Source organism: Streptomyces europaeiscabiei, assembly GCF_001550375.1.
Classification (GTDB): Bacteria; Actinomycetota; Actinomycetes; order Streptomycetales; family Streptomycetaceae; genus Streptomyces; species Streptomyces europaeiscabiei.
The window spans coordinates 33,636-50,677 of the sequence record NZ_LRTR01000606.1; the positions used below are offsets into that span (position 1 = coordinate 33,636).

Consider the following 17,042-nt stretch of genomic DNA (forward strand, 5'->3'; position numbering starts at 1 on the left):
GGCACCTGGATGTTCTCCAGAAGCTCGGGCTGCTACTTCTCCGTCAGCGGGGTGACGGCGACTTGGTCGATCACCGGCGCGTAAGCGGATCGCTGGTCGTACTGGTTGTAGGAGTCGCCGTCGAAGTCCGGCAACTCCTCGGCTGTGAACGTGAGCCGGTTCGTGCCCTTCTTCAGGGTGACCGGGACGGTCAGATCCCTGAAGCTGTTGAAGTGGAAGGTGGTCGGGAACAGCACCCGGCGGGCCGGTCCGCCGTTGACCGAAAGGTCGGCGTGGCGTGCGATCGGGTCGGGGTTGTAGTGGGTGGCGGGTGCCTGTTCGGCGTTGGAATAGCGGATGGTCACCGCGTGCCGTCCGGCACGCTCGGCGACGACGTCGAGGGTGAGGGCGTTGGCCTTTCCGTTGCCGATGTCGGTGACCGCCTTGCCGCCTTCGGCGAAGGTGTATGCCTCGGTGGCCTTGGCGGTGCCGCTCAGGGTGCCGGCGTCCGCCTGGTACACCTCAGTCACCAGGCTGCCGCTGGACGGCGCGACCCGCAGCCGGTCGAGCACCAGTTCGCGGGAGGTGCCGGTGACAGTGATCTTGTTGATACCGGCGGACAGGAACATCTTGAGCGTGTCCGTACGCGGCTTGCCGTTTCCGATCTTGGGAAGGTCGAGCTTCTCACCGTTCAGCGACAGCGCTGCCCTGCCACCGCCGAGGTGGTCGACGGACACCGTCGACTCGCCGTCGGTGGGTGAGTAGACCCAGAAGGTCGCGGAATCGCCCTCGGACAGAGCCACCGCGCCCGGGCCCGAAGCGCCGGGGTAGGTGTAGCCGGGCCGGGCTCCGGTGAGGGTGGCGTACTCGGCTTCGTAGATCGCCGGCTGGGTCACGTGCTCGTCGCGCAGTGCCAGGTCGATCTTGTCGATAATGGCGTCGCCCTTGGTGACGCCCAGGTCCGTGTCCTTCGCGGAGAGCGTGATCCTGTGCTTGCCGGCGGTGAGCTTCACGGTGGTGTCGGTGTGGCCCCAGACCACCCACTTGTAGCCGAGCGGCATCCGCAGTTCCTGCGGGTCCTTTCCGTCGACGCGCAGGAAGACGTTGGTGGGGCCCTGTTCCTTGACCCGGCCGTCCAGGTTGTAGGAGTTGGCGAAGACGCTCAGGTCGTACGTGCCGTCCTGCGGTACGTCGACGTCGAAGGCGAGCACGCCGTCGGAGCCGGTGCGCAGGCCGCCGACGTTGTAGTCACCGGACGTGGCGAACTTGCCCACGTCGGAGGGCGTGCCCTCGGGCCCGTTCTTGGAATAGCCGCCCCCGGTGTAGGTGGCGTTCTCCGCCTCGTACGTCCTGCGCCAGCTCGTCGAGGGTGTGGCCGGCTTCGAGCCGCTTCCGCCCGGGGAGAGGATGACCTGATATGCGGACATTGCATTCATGCCCGTCATCGGCAGCGTCACCGCGCCGTCCGTGCCGACCTCGACCTCCTGGTCGGCCAGCCGCAGGGGCTGTGCTGAGTCGCCGACCTGTCCGGTCCAGGGGATCTCCTGCACGGTGGCGTGCACCGTTTTCCCGAAAAGCTTCGGGTCGATGTTTTCGAAGACGACGTTCGCGTCACCGCTCTTGCCGCCGAAGAGGGCCCTGGACTGCTTCTTCTCGTTGTCGAGCGTGGCCACGCCCTGGAGCGTGTACTGCTGGTTCGGATGAGGAGCGGTCACTTTCACCGTGTGCCCGGACATCTGCCCGTAGGCGTTGAACAGCCACCACTGGCCGTTGCCCTTGTTGGCGTCGACGGCCGAGTCGTTGAGGTTGCCGTCGATGTTCCAGTACGCCAGGTCGGCGTCGATCTTGGACTCCTCGATGGCGGAGACCCACTGGATGACCTGGCCGGGCACGGAGAGGTGGTAGTTGTGCCCGTACTCGTTGACATTGATCGGCAGCGGGTCGATACCGATCTCCTTCTCCCACTGCCGGTACCTCGCGACGCTGGTGCGGACCGCGGCGGGGCTGGACAGCTCGTGCCAGGTCATCACGTCCGGGACGACGTCGTTGGCCTTGGCGTACTGCAGGAAGCCCTTGACCTGGTCGAAGAGGAGGGAGGTGTTCGGGCCCGCGATCCGCGCGTCCGGGTCCAGGCTCTTGATGAGGTGGTAGGTCTCCTTCCACGCCGCGAAGAAGTCCTTCGGGTCGTTGAGCCAGGAGGTCCTGTCGTAACTCCAGTCGCCGGTTCCGAACATGTTCCCTTCGGGTTCGTTGAAGGGAACATAGACGACGTGGTCCTTGTAGTCGCCCGTGGTCAGGACCTGCCGGACCTGCTTCTTGATCTTCTCCTGGAAGTCGGCGAGCCTCGCGGGACCGTTCGCGCCGGGCCACTCGTAGGGGAAGCCCCGGTAGATGTCGGTCATGTAGATGTAGACGTCCTTGCCGCCGGAGTCCACGAATGGCGGCAGGATTTCCAGCGCGTCCGCGCCGGGGTGTTGCGGACCGTCCTGTGCCTTGGTGGACACCGTGCGCAGGCGCATACCCTCGATGAGGTTGCGGCTCGGCACTCCGTCGCCGTAGACCCCGTACAACGAGCCGCTGGCACCCCCGTGGAAGGCGCCGGTGTCGGTCGCGAGATCGATGACGAGCCGTTCCGGTTCCACGGCCCGGGCCGTGCCGGCGGACGGTACGGCGAGCATGGTGGTGACGACGGCTGCCACCGCGGCGCCGACTGCCATCGTTCTTTTTCCTTGTCGCACTGACATCTCCGTGGATTCCGTGGCTTCTCGGACTCTGGATCCGAAGCGTTTCGTACGTATGGGGCCGGTCCGTGGCGCGCCGCATCAGCGAGGTACCCGCCGCCATGACGAGTGCGACGGCCACTCCACGGCAGGCCCTGCCCGAAAGGCGGAGTTCCGAGCGGCGGCTGCACAGGGGCCGCGCGGCGCTCCGATGTGGTGGCACTTCGGCACGCGGTCGTGGCCCCAGGTGGATCATCGAACCGGTTCGAGGAAGCTAGCACCGGGGAAACGGGCCAGCAATACCCCCGACACGGATCTCATCGGCCGCGCACGGCCTTCCTGGTGGGGTTCAGGGCGCGCCCGTCCGCGAAAACCGGGCGCCCGACCTGCTGGTAAGCAGGTCAACGCCCAGGCAGACCAGACAGGACACCACCGCACGCCGACGTTTCCGGGCCGTTGCGAAGGATTCGTCGCGAGGCGTTGACACCCGTCCGGGTTGCTCCTACCTTCACTTCACGCGAACCGGTTCGATGGTCGGGTAGTCGGCCGATCCTGTTCTCTGGAATCATCGAACCGATTCGACCGCTTTCAGCAAGGAGTGCCCGTGAACATCGGTGAGATTGCCAAGCGGGCCGGTGTCTCGCGGAGCACCGTGTCGTACGCCCTGAGCGGGAAGCGTCCGGTGTCCGAGGACACCCGTCAGAAGGTCCAGCGGGTCATCGACGAGCTGGGCTACCGGCCCAACGCGAGTGCGCGGGCCCTGGCCAATGGCCGGACCAACACCATCGGTCTGGTCTTCCCGCCGGCCGGGAACCACTACACCGGCATGCAGCTGGACTTCATCGGGAGCGTCACCGAGGCCGCCGCGGCCTACGACTACGACGTGCTGCTTTCTCCGAGCGGTGTGGACAGCGACCGTTCGTTCCAGCGGCTACTGGGCGAGCGGCGGGTCGACGGCGCGATTTTGATGGAGATCCGGCTGCAGGACGACCGGCTCGACCATCTCACCGCGGTGGACTTCCCCTCTGTCGCCATCGGCCGCACCGCGAACCCGCAGGGCGGTTGGTGGGTGGGCCTGGACCACACGGCGCTGGCGGCTGCCTGTGTGCACCACCTCGCCGATCTGGGTCACCGGCGGGTCGCCTTCGTCAACCGGCCCGAGCAACTGCTTCGGGCCGGGTACGAGTCGGCCCAGCGTGGGCTGGACGGTTTCACCAAGGCCGCAGCGGAGCGCGGGCTCACCGTCCGGACGTACTGCTGCGGAGACGACGCCGCCTCCGGCCTCGCCTGTCTGGAGCGGATCCTGCACGACGACCCCGCCACCACGGCCCTGGTCACGCTGAACGAGGCCGCGCTCGGCGGCCTCTACCGGGGGCTGGCGCAGGCCGGCCGCCATGTGCCACGCGACTTCTCCGTCACCGGAGTGGTGGCCAGCAGGTGGGCGGAGACGGTGACCCCGCAGCTCACCGCGGCGGAGGTGCCCGCGGAACAGATGGGTCGCCTCGCCGTCGAGCTGCTCGTGGAGCGGCTCGACCACCCCGACGCACCGGCCCGCCATCACCTGCTCGCGCCACCGATCTCGTTGCGAGCGAGCACCGGACCTACCGGCACCAGGCCCGCCGACCCCGCTGCGGACCCCGGCGCCGCCACGCATCTCTGACCGTCACCCGCACACACTCCCCTTCACCCTCCACATCCCGGTCTCCGGACCCCGCACACCCCGCACCCCGCACCCCGCACCGGCCGACCGGGCAGCTCACCGCCCGGGTTCGGCGGGCCCAGCACCCCCCGATCACCCGTCCCAGGGCACACCTGTGCCGATCCCAGGGCACACCTGTGCCAAAACCCATGAGGACCTGCAATGAACACATCTGCCAGACGGCGTCTCACCGCCGCAGTCCTGACCGTCGTCACCGTCACCGTCGGCGCCACCGCGTGCTCCTCCGGATCGGGCGATACCGCGACGAAGGCCGCGGACGGCGGTACGTACACGATCTGGGACCCGTACCCGCAGTTCAACAAGGGCTCGGCGTGGGCGAAGCTGCTGGACGGCTGCGGCACCAAGGCCGGAGTGAAGATCAAGCGGACCGCGTTCGACACCAGCGACCTGACGAACAAGGCGCTGCTTGCGGCGCAGCAGGACAACTCCGCGGACGTCCTCGTCGTCGACAACCCGGTGGTGTCGACCCTGGCCGAGGCCGGCGTGCTGACCACGACCGACGACAACAAGCTGGACACCTCGAAGGTCAGCCCGAACCTCCTCGCTGCCGGCCAGTCGGGCGGCAAGACGTACGGAACACCGATCGGCGCGAACACCCTCGCCCTGTACTACAACAAGGCGGTGCTGAAGGACGCCGGCGTGGACATCTCCTCGGTCACGGACTGGAAGTCGCTGACGGCGGCCCTGGCGAAGGTGAAGAAGGCGGGGAAGAAGGGCATCACGTTCTCCGCGATCGGCACGGAGGAGGGCAGCTTCCAGTTCCTGCCCTGGTACTGGGGCTCCGGAGCCCAGCTGACCGCGCTCGACTCCGACCAGGCGGTCTCCGCGCTGTCGCTGTGGAAGAACTGGCTGAACAAGGGCTACGCCCCCAACTCGGTGATCAACAACACCCAGACGACCAGCTGGCAGGAGTTCGCGAGCGGTGACTACGCGTTCGCCGAGAACGGAACCTGGCAGCTCGCCAATGCCGAGAAGGCCGGCTTCGAGTACGGGGTCATCCCCGTCCCGGGTGCCTCGGGAGGCGACGCGGCGGCGCCGACGGGCGGCGAGTTCGTCACCATCCCCGCGCAGGGTGACACCAGCCGCTACGCCACCTCGCAGAAGCTCGTGTCCTGCCTGACCAACAGCGAGAACCTGCTCGAAACCGACACGACGCTGTCCTACGTGGCCCCCACCACCGAGGTCCAGGACAAGCAGGTGACGGCCGATGCCAAGCTCAAGCCCTGGGTGGACGCGGTGAAGGCGGCCAAGGGACGCACCAGTGACGACCTGGGCACCAAGTACCCAAAGATCTCCGAGCAGTTGTGGAAGGCGGTCCAGTCCGCCCTCAGCGGGTCGGCGTCGCCGAAGGACGCGCTCGGCTCAGCACAGTCCGCCGTCAAGTAGGTCAAGTAAGTCAAGCAACCAGGACTCGGGCCAGCCGATGAAGCACACGACACCGTTGCCGGACCGCCGGCGGGTGCCCGACCGGAACGGGGCGGCGGCCACCACCGCCCCACCCCCGGCCGGCACCACGACCCGGCGCCGTCCCGCCTCCCCGCAGTGGGCGGCCTGGGCGTTCCTCGCCCCGGTGACCCTCTACCTCGTCCTCTTCTACGCCTATCCGCTCTACCGCAACCTCGACCTGAGCCTGCGGAACTACACCGTCCGTTCCTTCGTCCAGGGCGACGCGCCGTTCGCGGGCCTGGACAACTACCGGACCGTCCTCGACGACCCGACCTTCGCCCCGGCCCTGCTGCACACCGCCGTGTTCACCGCCGTCTGCCTCTTCTTCCAGTACGCCATCGGCCTCGCCCTCGCCGTCTTCTTCAACCAGCACTTCCGGCTCTCCGCCATCCTGCGGGCCCTGTTCCTGGTGCCGTGGCTGCTGCCGCTGATCGTGTCGGCCTCCACCTGGTCGTGGATGCTCAACAGCGACTCCGGCATCGTCAACGCCGTACTGCACGCCGTCGGCATCGGACCGGTGAACTGGCTCACCTCACCGTCCTGGTCGCTGACCTCGGTGATCATCGCCAACATCTGGATCGGCGTCCCCTTCAACCTGGTCGTGCTCTACAGCGGCCTGCAGTCCATCCCGGCCGGCCTGTACGAGGCCGCCGCCCTCGACGGCGCGGGCCCCTGGCGACGCTTCTGGAGCATCACCTTCCCGCTGTTGCGCCCGGTGTCCGCCATCACCCTGCTGCTGGGCCTGGTCTACACGCTCAAGGTCTTCGACATCATCTGGATCATGACCAAGGGCGGCCCGGCGGACTCGTCCACGACCTTCGCCACCTGGTCCTACCAGCTCGGCTTCGGCAACCTCCTGCCCGCCTTCGGCCCCGGCGCGGCCGTCGGCAACCTGCTCGTGGTCGCCGCCCTGGTCTTCGGCCTGGTCTACCTGAAGGTCCAGCGAAAGCAGGCACTGTCGTGACCAGAACCGCCGTCAGCACCTTGAAGCGCCGCAACCGTACGTGGGTCACGACGACCGTCGGTGTCCTCCTCACCGCGGTCATGCTCTTCCCGGTCTACTGGATGCTCAATGTGTCCTTCACCCGCGACCAGGACATGCGCAAGTCCCCACCCGACCTGTTCCCCGCCCACGGCACGCTGGAGGGTTACCGCGCCGTACTCGACCAGCAGTTGCCCTACCTCGGAACGAGCCTGGTCGTCGGTCTGGGCACCGTCGTGCTGACCGTGACGCTGGCCGCGCCCGCCGGCTATGCGCTGGCGAAGCTCCGCCCACGCGGCGGGGGCGTGCTCAGCTTCCTCCTGCTGGTCGCGCAGATGGTCCCCGGCATCATCATGGCGATGGGCTTCTACGCCATCTACCTCAGCCTCGGCCTGCTCCAGTCCGTCCCCGGCCTGATCGTCGCGGATTCCACCCTGGCCGTCCCCTTCGCGGTCCTGATCTTCACCGCGTTCATGTCGGGCATCCCCTCCGAGCTGATTCAGGCCGCGCAGATGGACGGAGCGAGTGCCCTGCGCACGTTCTGGTCCATCGTCCTGCCCATGAGCCGCAACGCCGTGGTCACGGTGTCGCTGTTCGCCTTCCTGTGGTCCTGGTCCGACTTCGTCTTCGCCAGCACCCTCGCCAACGGCGGGACGCACGAACCGATCACGCTCGGCATCTACCACTACATCGGCAACAACAACCAGGAGTGGAACGCCATCATGGCCACCGCCGTCGTGGCCTCCCTGCCCGCCACGGTGATCCTGGTCCTCGCCCAGCGCTACGTCGCCGCCGGCGTGACCGCCGGTGCCGTCAAGGACTGATCCGCCGCGCGCATGAGCCGCGCTCTTCACGAGCCGCAGTGCCCGCACCGTCGCCCCGCCCGGCAGACCGCCGACCACCCCCGCTCAAGAAATGAGTGCCGCCTTCATGACCGCCGTCCCGTCCGGCCCGGACTTCTCCGTCCACGACATCCCCTTCAGCGCGCACGGATCGTGGTTCGGCATCTCGCCCGTGCTGGCGGAACGGACGCGCGCCGAGGACCTCCATCTCGTCTCGCATCAGAACGGCATGCACGCCGTCCTGCGCCTCGTCCCCCTCGACGCGGCGACGGGCGACCGCGCCGCGACCCGCGTCGACGCGACACCGGGCCTGCTCGGCTGGACCGGTGAGGGCGGGCGCATCGACCTCGCCTACGAGTCGCCGGACACCGTACGCGTGCACGGCACCGGTCTCGGGTTCGGAATCAGCGCGGCGGCACACACCCTGACCCCGTTCAGCGGGATCTACTTCTACCGCGACCCGGTGGACGGCGCTCACATGTTCACCTCCTACGAGACCGGGCGCCGCTACCGGATCACCCTGTTGTCCGGCACGGTTGCCGACGTGTCCGGTGCACAGACCCTGGGCGCCGGTGACCGCGGTCTCACGGTCACCGCCGAGGCCGGCGGTTCGTGGGAGATCGCGGTCGAGGAACTCGACAGCGCGCGACCGCCCTACCGCTCGGGGTCGACGTTCGACGAGGTCGCAGAAGCCGCGCGACGGTCTTTCGCCGAGTTCGTCGAGACGGTCACCCCGTGGCGCTCGTCCGGCACCCCGGCCGCCGAACTCGCCGCCTATGTGGTGTGGTCAGCGACCGTACGTCCGGCGGGCCTGGTCACCCGGCCCGCGGTGCTGATGTCCAAGCACTGGATGGACAAGGTCTGGAGCTGGGACCACTGCTTCAACGCCCTCGCCCTGGCCCCCGGCTGTCCCGACCTCGCCTGGGACCAGTTCGCGCTGCCCTTCGACCACCAGGACGAGAGCGGCGCTCTGCCCGACTCCGTCACCCACTCCGAGGTCCTCTACAACTTCGTCAAACCGCCCATCCACGGCTGGGCCTTCGGCCACCTGCGCGGACGGCTCCCCGAACCGCTCGCCCCGGCGCAACTGGCCGAGGCGTACCGCAGACTGACCCACTGGACGGACTTCTGGCTCACCTCACGGCGTGCGCCCGCAGCCGCCCTGCCCCACTACCAGCACGGCAACGACAGCGGCTGGGACAACGCCACCACCTTCGACCCCGACCGCGTGGCCGTCACCGCCGACCTCGCCGCCATGCTGATCCTCCAGCTCGACGAACTGGCCCGGCTGGCCGCCGAACTGGGCTTCCCGGACGACGCCCGGCAACGCACCGAGACTGCCGACGCCCTCCAGGCCGCCCTGTTGGAGGAACTGTGGGACGGCGAACGGTTCCTGAGCCGCCCGGCCCTCGGCGGAGCCCCCGCCCAGAGCGCCAGCCTGCTCGACCTGATGCCGATCGTGCTCGGCGACCGCCTGCCCCTCAAGGTCCGCGACCGGCTGGCCGAACTGATCGAAGCCCACCTCACCGTGTTCGGCCTGGCAACCGAGCACCCCGGCTCCCCGCACTACGAGCCCGACGGCTACTGGCGCGGCCCGATCTGGGCCCCCGCCACCGTCCTCATCGAGGACGGACTGCGCCGCGCCGGGCACGAACGTCTGGCGGACGAGATCAGCGCCCGCTTCCGCGCCCTGTGCGAAACCTCCGGTTTCGCCGAGAACTTCGACGCCCTGACCGGTCAGGGACTACGCGACCGTGCCTACACCTGGACCGCCAGCAGCTACCTCCTCCTCGCCCGAGACCACCACCGTCGCGCGGAGGCCGGGACAGACACCACCGTCACCACGATCGCCTGACCAGCGAGCGACAACCCACCCACACGTCCGCCACGGGGGCCGGCTCGACAACAACCAGCGGTACCCCCTGAAAGGACGAAAGCACATGCGAAGAATCGGGCAAAGGCGCTCGGCCAAGAGACGCCTTCTCCACGGCGTCACCACGTCGCTGCTCTCACTCACCGTCATCGCCGGCGCCACCGCCGTGATGGCGACGCCTGCCTCCGCAGCCACCCCCACCCTCACCGTCGATCTCGGCACCACCACCGGAGCCTTCCACGGCGGCGCATCCGGCGCGCTGTACGGCCTGTACGGCCCGGACGTACCGACGAACAACCTCATCGAGGGGATGGGGCTCCAGACCACCAACACCAAATACCAGGACGGACAGCAGCACCCCGGCTCGGACGCGCTGGAGATCGCCAAGCCCTTCGTGGACAGCGGCGGCAAGGACATCTTCATCTACATGACGGACGTGTACCGCGCCGGCTACGAACGTGAGAGCTACTCGGCCTACCAGGCGACCATGAAGACCCAGGTCGAGCAGGCGAAGGCCAGCCCCTACGCGGACCACATCGTCTTCGTGCCCTACAACGAGCCCGACATAGGCTGGTTCAACGGCATGCGCACCAACGCGACCGCGTTGGCCAACTTCAACGCCGAGTGGCGCCAGACCCACGACTTCATCAAGAACATCTGGCCCCAGGCACGGCTGGCGGGGCCCAACAGCGCCGGCTACTCCGACTCCTCCCTCAGAGGCCACCTCGCGTACTGCAAGGCCAACAACTGCCTGCCGGACGTCGTGACCTGGCACACCCTGGGCAGCCCGGCGGACGTCCGTAGAACCGTCAACGCCTACCGCGCGGTGGAGACCGCCGTGGGGATCACCTCCCCGATCACCGTCAACCTCAACGAGTACGCCCACCGCTACCACCTGACCGACCCCGGCCAGATGGTCCAGTGGATCGCGGCCATCGAGGACAAGAAGGTCGACGGCAACCTGCCGTACTGGAACATCAACGGCAACCTCGGCGACTCCGCGGCGGCACAGAACACCCCCAACGCCCAGTGGTGGCTTTACAACTGGTACAGCTCCATGAGCGGCAACACCGTCAAGGTCACCGGCGCCGCGTCCGATGCCGCGTACACCCCTCAGGGTCTGGCGAGTCTGGACACGGCCAAGAAGCAGGCCCGCGTCATCCTCGCCGGCGGCGGCACCAGCGGTGCCTCCGACACGGTCATCAACAACATCGACCCCGCGGTCTTCGGCAGCACCGTGCACGTCAGCGTGTTCCAGGACCGCTACAGCGGCTACCTCGGCTCGGCGGCCGCCCCGACCCGGATCTCCGACGCCGACGTCGCCGTGGGCTCCGACGGCTCTATCACCGTCCCCCTCACCCTCGACGCGATGTCCGCGTACCAGGTGATCGTCTCCCCGGGCGGCACCGGCAGCTCTACCGCCTCCGACAGCACCTGGACGGGCACGTACGAGGCCGAGAACGCCACGCTCAGCGGCAGCGGCTACAACATCAACACCGAGGGAACCACCAGCAAAGTCGACAAGTTCGCCACCTCGGGTACCAAGGACGTCGGAGGCCTGCGCACCGACTCCACCACGGTGATCTCCTTCCCCGTCTCCGTCCCCACCACCGGCGACTACAAACTGTCGGTGTTCGGCAACAGCTACTCCAAGGACGCCCAGGTCAAGGGCCCCACGGACGTGTACATGCGGGTCGACGGCGGTGCCTCGAAGAGGATCGACATACCGGTCGGCTTCCAGTGGGCACTGTGGGGCCGCGACGACACCACCGTGCGCCTCACCGCGGGCAGCCACACCATCACCCTGGCCACCACCGGCGACAACGGCGCGAAGACCGACGGCGACGCCATCATCGACAAGATCGACCTCCAGTACCAGGACGCCGACGTCCAGGGCACCACGCTCTACGAGGCCGAACAAGTCACGCTCTCCGACAACGGCACCACCGGCTACACCGCCCAGGGGCAGTCCGGCGCGGGCGCGGTGAACCTCACCGCAGGCAAGTCCGCGACGTTCTGGGTCTACTCCGAGCGGGACGGATACGCGGACCTGACGGCCCGCTTCCGCAACACCGGCCAGGCCGGCCTCACCGTCAACGGCAAGGCCGCCGACGACCAGACCCTCTCCGGAGCGACGACCGGGGCCTGGTCCACCTCCGCCAACCGGGTCCACCTGAACGGCGGCATCAACAAGGTCAAGGTGACCGGCACCAGCGGCACCCTCGTCCTGGACCGCCTGGCCGTCACACCGTTCAGCGCCACCGACGCCGTCACCACCGGCAACGTCGTCACCTACCAGGCCGAGAACGGCATCCTCACCGGCACTGCGGCCGCCGACACCACCTACAGCCAGGCCAACGGCGGCGTCGTCAAGGGCATCGACAACGGAACCGCCAACTCCCTCACCCTCAACGCCAACGCACCCGAGGCCGGCACCTACGCCATGACCATGCGCTACGCCAACGCCGAGGAACTGCCCTCCAACCACTACAACCCCGACCTGTACGCCCAGCACGCCGACGTCAGCGTCAACGGCGGTTCCGCCAAGCGCGTCAACTTCGCCAGTACCCTGCACTGGAACCAGTTCCACGACTACACCGTCCCCGTCACCCTCACCAAGGGCACCAACGCCGTCAAGTTCACCGCCTCACAGCTCTACAACTGGGACGGCACCACCATCGGCGTGGTCTACTCCGGCGGGGGCGGCGACATCGGAGAGCCCATGCGCTCCAGCTCGGCGCCCCACCTCGACGAGATCTCCTTCGCACCGCAGAACCTCCACATCGGCGCCTCGACCGGCTTCTCGTCCACGGCCGTCGCCCAGCACAGCGGGCTCTGCCTCGAAGACCCCGCCAAGTCCACCGCCAACGGCACCCAGTACCGGCAGAACACCTGCGGAGGCGGGGAGGAGCAGATCTTCGACTTCCACCCCGTCACCGGCGCGACCGACACCTACACCGTCGTCAACCACGTCAGCGGCAAGTGCCTGGACGTCTCGGACGTCTCGACGGCCAATGGCGCCGCCGTCCAGCAGTGGACCTGCAACGGCGGCAGCAACCAGCGGTTCAAGCTGAGCGCGGTGACCGCACTCGGTAACAGCCACGACTACCAGCTCGTCGCCGCGCACAGCGGCAAGTGCGTCGATGTCAAGGAAATCTCCACGGCGGTCGGCACCCTCGTCCACCAATGGCCATGCGATGCGGCAAGCGCCCTGACCACCAAGAAGAACCAGATCTGGCGACTGCTCGGCAAGGCGTGACCAGCAGCGGTTCCCGCTGAGTCTCCCGGCCACGCCGACAGAGGCATCACTGCTCCCCTGCAGGACCCCGTGAGAGGGCCACGGCACCCGGTCGTGGCCCTCTCCACGCGCAGACCGGGGTCCCGTACGTCTTCGCCCTCCCGCCTCACCGTCGCCGAGGCGCGCGCTGCAGCTTGTTGTCGGTCAGTCGAGGGCCTCGGTGGAACCGGCCGGCTCGAAGTCGTTGGGTCCGCCGACCGCATCCAGCCTGCTAGGGGGTGGGTGGGTCAGCGCTTCGGGAGCCACACGCCCGCCTCGTTGAGGCTGTCGCCGGAGCCCGGACGCCTGGCTTCGTAACTGACGGGCGACACCGCTTATCACTGAGTTTGGACAGCACTTGGTGATCACAGGGCAAGAAAATGTCGATGAGAACTGACACCGGTCATGGGCGCACTGCGGCGCGACGCTGATGAGGATCTCCGAAACTTCCACCGTGGCTCGGTTGATCCACCAGACTTGCTCTTGTTTCCCAACGGAGAAGGGACGGCAAGCATGGCGAACAGCGCACTTCTGGTGATGGACGTCCAACGGGACGTCGTGGCCATCGCCGACGACGGTTCCGGATATCTGCCGCGCTTGCGCAGAGCGATCGACGGTGCCCGGGCTGCCGGCATCCCCGTGATCTACGTGGTGATGGGGTTACGGCCGGGCGATCCGGAAGTCAGCCCTCGCAACAGGGTAATGACAAACGCCGTGCGGGCCGGCCTGTTCACCGAGGGCGCCCCTGGCACCGCGATTCATGACGACGTTGCGCCCCAGCAGGGCGACGTGGTTGTCACCAAGAGGCGGGGGAGCGCGTTCTCGGGCAGCGACCTCGACTTGGTACTCAGGGCTCGCGATATCGACAGCCTTGTTCTCACCGGCATCGCCACCAGCGCTGTAGTGCTGTCCACCCTGTGGCACGCCATCGACCTGGACTTCGGCCTCACCGTCCTGGCGGATGCCTGCCTCGACACCGACCCCGAGGTGCACACGATGCTCACCGAAAAGCTGTTCCCGCAGTGGGCAGATGTCCTCGCCGTCGAGGACTGGCTCAAAGCCATCGCACCGCAATAGCGGGAGGCCGTCCGGACCCTCGCGTGCGGGGCAAGACGGCATCGCCTCCCGCCGGCCGGGGGAGGTCAGCCGGCGGCGTTCTGTGCTGCTGCCCGGGCTTGGGTGAGGGCCAGGCGGTAGGAGTCGGTGCCGGTCTGGATCAGATTGCCGCCGAAGGTGAGCCGGTCGACGATGGCCGCGCAGAGCCGGGGATCGGTGAAGGTCTTGGTCCAGCCGCTGAAACTCTCGTTCGAGGCGATCGCGACGCTGTTCTTCTCCTCACGTTCAGTCAGAACCTGGAACAGCAGCTCAGCGCCCCTGCGGTCCAGCTCCATATAGCCCAGCTCATCGATGCACAAAAGATCGACGCGGCCGTAGCGGGCGATGGTCTTGGTCAGGATCTTCTCGTCCGCGGCCTCGACCAGCTCGTTGACCAGCTTGGTCGCGAGTGTGTACTTGACCCGGTAGCCGGCCATCGCGGCTTCGGTGCCCAGCGCGATCAGCAGATGCGACTTTCCGGTGCCCGAGTCGCCGATCAGGCAGAGCGGCAGGCCCTTCTTGACCCATTCGCAGGTCGCCAGCGTGTGGATGACCGCCGGGTCCACGCTGGGGTTCGCCTCGAAGTCGAAAGCCCGCAGTGATTTCTCTCGGGGGAAGGCGGCAGCCTTGATCCGTCGTTCCGAGCGACGGCGGGCCCGGTCGTCGCACTCGGCCATCAGCAGCTCGGCGAGAACCCCGCGATACGACATCTGATCACGGGCTGCTGCTTCGGCAAGTTCTGGGAACTGGGCCCGGATGGTGGGCAGCCGCAGCATGCGGCACGCCTGGTCGACGGCAGCATCCGCAGCCTGTTCCGTCAGCCCGCGGTGGCGTTTGAACGTACTCATGGCCTCTCTCCCTCGACGGCGGAACGGTCGGTCGGCCGCCTCGGTCGCAGCAGCTGGTCGTAGGCCGCGACCGACGGCAGCGGCCGGTTGCCGGGCGGCAGGTGGGCCAGCCGCCGTTCGGTCAGGAACGTCACCCTCGCCCGGTCCGGCTCCGGGTCTGCTGCAGCGGGCGGGACGTCGTCGGCCTCGGCGGCCTTGCGGGCCTCCAGCGCGACCGCGTCCGCGGTCAGAGCGCCGGCTCGCAGGGCGGCGGCGAGCCCGGTCACCAGGTACTCGTGGTGAAGGTGCCGGCCCAGCAGCAAGACCTCGATCAGCGCCCGGGTCCCGTCCCGGTCGCCGTGGGCCTTGCAGGCCGCCGCCCACCACGCGTCGTGGACAGGAGTGAACTTGCCCGCCGAGCGGGCCTGTTCCAGAGCGGTCGCGCCGGGGAAGGCGCCGGGCTTGCGGACCAGGGCCTCCAAGTAGTGGTCCAGCTCCAGGCGGGCCTGGCCCTTGGCAATCAGCCGCTCGTGCCGGGCGACTTCCCTGCGTCCGTCGTAGACGACGACCTCGGAGGCGTGCAGCATCACCCGGACGCTGCGACCGATCAGCCCCACGGGCACCGAGTAGCGGTTCGTGCGGACGCTGACCTGCGCGTATCGGTCCACCCGCAGACTGAACAGCCGACCGGTCTCGAACGGCTCGTCCGGCAGCGGCTGCAGCAACGGGCGTTCGACGGCGAAGTACTCGCCGATCGTCCTGGGCCGCGACCGGATACGGCGGTCGTCGTCCTCGACATCCCACCGCTCGACCATCGCGTTGAGTTCGGCGAGGGAGGCGACTTCCGGGACGGGGACCAGGTGGTTGCGCCTGAACCAGCCGATCTGGCCTTCCACCCCGCCCTTCTCATGGGCTCCTTCGAGTCCTGGGCGGCAGTACATGCTTTCGATGCCGTAGTGCGAACGGAACGCGGTCCACCGCTCGTTCTCCACTCTCGCTCTCGACAGTCCCAGCACCCGGGCGACCGCGGCCCGCAGGTTGTCATAGCGCACCTTGCCGCCGGGGACGCCGCCCAGCACGCTGAGAGCGTGGACGTGGCCTTCGAAGAACGCCTCCTGGCCGCACGAGGCGAAGATGCGGTGCACCGCCTTGCCGGAATAAGACAGGCGCATCGCGAACAGGAACACCTTGACCTGCTCACCGGCCAGACGGATCGTCACGTCCCCGAAGTCGACCTCGGCTTCCGCCCCCGGCAGGTGGGTCTGCGGGATGAACGCGTTCAGCGGCCCGCGTCCCGCCTCGATCCGTATCTGCGGGCGGCGGACAGCGACATAGGCCCGCACCATCGGATAGGTCACCTCCGCCGCACCGTGCTCGTCCAGCAGCCGGTCGTAGATCCGCTTGACGGTGTGCCGCTGCTTGCGCGGCGCGTCCAGATCCACCCGCAGCATCTGGTCGATGGCCGGCTTGAACACGTCCAGCCTCGTCTTGCGTGGTGGCAGCTGCTTGCGCGGCTCCGGCCAGACGGACTCCATGGCCGCCTTCACCGTCCGGAAGCCCACCCCGTACTTGCGCTGCAGGGCCCGGTTCGACATGCCCGCCCGGGCATCGCGGCGGATCGCCGCGTACAGATCGACCTTGGTCTTCGGTGGCACCGGCGCCCCCTCACCACGCAGAGCACTCGAATGTCCGGCGCGGGCAGTCCGCCGCTCCGCAGATGAAGCGCCGGACCGTCAGCCGGATCACGAAGCCCTGCTCAGCGAGTGGAAGGTCCTTCAGCCTGCGCTGGTAGCGGTCGTGGACTCGGTCCGAGAAGCGGTCGCAGTCCGGACATGCAGAGCCAGCCGCGCGGCCTCTCGCCGCCACCTCGACCGTGCCGAACGCGGCTGTGACCGCCTCGACATCCACATCGTCGCCCGTCGAACACCAGCGAGTCCCAGAACGGTGCATCGGTCTGCATGACCAGCACCATCACCGGCCACAACCGGCTGCGGCAGCGGGCGGCAGGTAGCTGAGGGAGCGTCAACTCCGGGCGTTAGGCCGCAAGGCGTACGCGGTCTCACGCGAACCCGTCTCCTCGCAATCGAACACCGGGTAACGCTCTGCGACGGCTCCCCAAGATCTGTGCCAGAACCCAGGACTCACGGATAAAGCCAGACGCCGGAGCGAGATTGCCGAGCTTGGTGATCTGCTCGGCGCTGCGCCTGGTGCCGTCGGCGGTGGTGTTCTCCTCGACGCGCTCGACGCGCTTCGTGCCGGGGGTCGGGGGTCGGGGGTCGGG

General features: G+C 68.1%; 11 protein-coding genes and 1 pseudogene. 7 read left to right on the forward strand and 5 right to left on the reverse strand.

Translation table 11 applies throughout. The annotated features are described in order from the left end of the window. Nucleotides 1-32: 32 nt before the first annotated feature. Entirely contained in the window at nucleotides 33-2,696 is a 2,664-nt protein-coding gene (locus AWZ10_RS29360) for a carbohydrate-binding protein (RefSeq protein WP_234360743.1), read from the reverse strand. A 607-nt stretch (nucleotides 2,697-3,303) separates the two neighbouring features. Here AWZ10_RS29360 and AWZ10_RS29365 point away from each other — a divergent pair. From AWZ10_RS29365 to AWZ10_RS29395, 7 genes are all read left to right on the forward strand, one after another. After that, entirely contained in the window at nucleotides 3,304-4,359 is a 1,056-nt protein-coding gene (locus AWZ10_RS29365) for a LacI family DNA-binding transcriptional regulator (protein ID WP_060892456.1), read from the forward strand. A gap of 201 nt (nucleotides 4,360-4,560) precedes the next feature. Further along, a complete protein-coding gene (locus AWZ10_RS29370) occupies nucleotides 4,561-5,805 on the forward strand; it encodes a sugar ABC transporter substrate-binding protein (RefSeq protein ID WP_060892457.1) in 1,245 nt (414 codons plus the stop codon). Nucleotides 5,806-5,842: 37 nt separating this feature from the next. Beyond that, entirely contained in the window at nucleotides 5,843-6,829 is a 987-nt protein-coding gene (locus AWZ10_RS29375) for a carbohydrate ABC transporter permease (protein ID WP_060892458.1), read from the forward strand. Nucleotides 6,830-6,909: 80 nt separating this feature from the next. Continuing rightward, nucleotides 6,910-7,671, forward strand: coding sequence for a carbohydrate ABC transporter permease (locus AWZ10_RS29380; RefSeq protein ID WP_240439246.1), 762 nt, complete (start codon nucleotides 6,910-6,912; stop codon nucleotides 7,669-7,671). Nucleotides 7,672-7,777: 106 nt separating this feature from the next. Continuing rightward, nucleotides 7,778-9,544, forward strand: coding sequence for an amylo-alpha-1,6-glucosidase (locus tag AWZ10_RS29385; RefSeq protein ID WP_060892459.1), 1,767 nt, complete (start codon nucleotides 7,778-7,780; stop codon nucleotides 9,542-9,544). Between the two features lie 85 nt (nucleotides 9,545-9,629). Next, nucleotides 9,630-12,821: an RICIN domain-containing protein gene (locus AWZ10_RS29390; protein ID WP_060892460.1), complete on the forward strand. Its 3,192-nt coding sequence runs from the start codon at nucleotides 9,630-9,632 to the stop codon at nucleotides 12,819-12,821. Nucleotides 12,822-13,352: 531 nt separating this feature from the next. Next, complete coding sequence (locus AWZ10_RS29395) at nucleotides 13,353-13,916, forward strand: cysteine hydrolase family protein (protein WP_060892461.1); 564 nt, start codon at nucleotides 13,353-13,355, stop codon at nucleotides 13,914-13,916. 65 nt (nucleotides 13,917-13,981) lie between these two features. On the opposite strand, the gene istB is transcribed toward AWZ10_RS29395, so the two are convergent. The 4 genes and pseudogenes from istB to AWZ10_RS53010 form a co-directional block, all read right to left on the reverse strand. Next, on the reverse strand, nucleotides 13,982-14,782 hold the full coding sequence (istB, locus tag AWZ10_RS29400; protein WP_060892462.1) for an IS21-like element helper ATPase IstB: 801 nt from the start codon (nucleotides 14,780-14,782) through the stop codon (nucleotides 13,982-13,984). Continuing rightward, nucleotides 14,779-16,416, reverse strand: coding sequence for an IS21 family transposase (gene istA, locus AWZ10_RS29405; RefSeq protein ID WP_060892463.1), 1,638 nt, complete (start codon nucleotides 16,414-16,416; stop codon nucleotides 14,779-14,781). Before istA ends, istB begins: the two co-directional genes overlap by 4 nt. Nucleotides 16,417-16,426: 10 nt before the next feature. Continuing rightward, nucleotides 16,427-16,711, reverse strand: coding sequence for a transposase family protein (locus AWZ10_RS55825; protein WP_319326210.1), 285 nt, complete (start codon nucleotides 16,709-16,711; stop codon nucleotides 16,427-16,429). 109 nt (nucleotides 16,712-16,820) lie between these two features. Further along, nucleotides 16,821-17,042: pseudogene (locus AWZ10_RS53010) on the reverse strand (hypothetical protein); the annotation flags it as partial.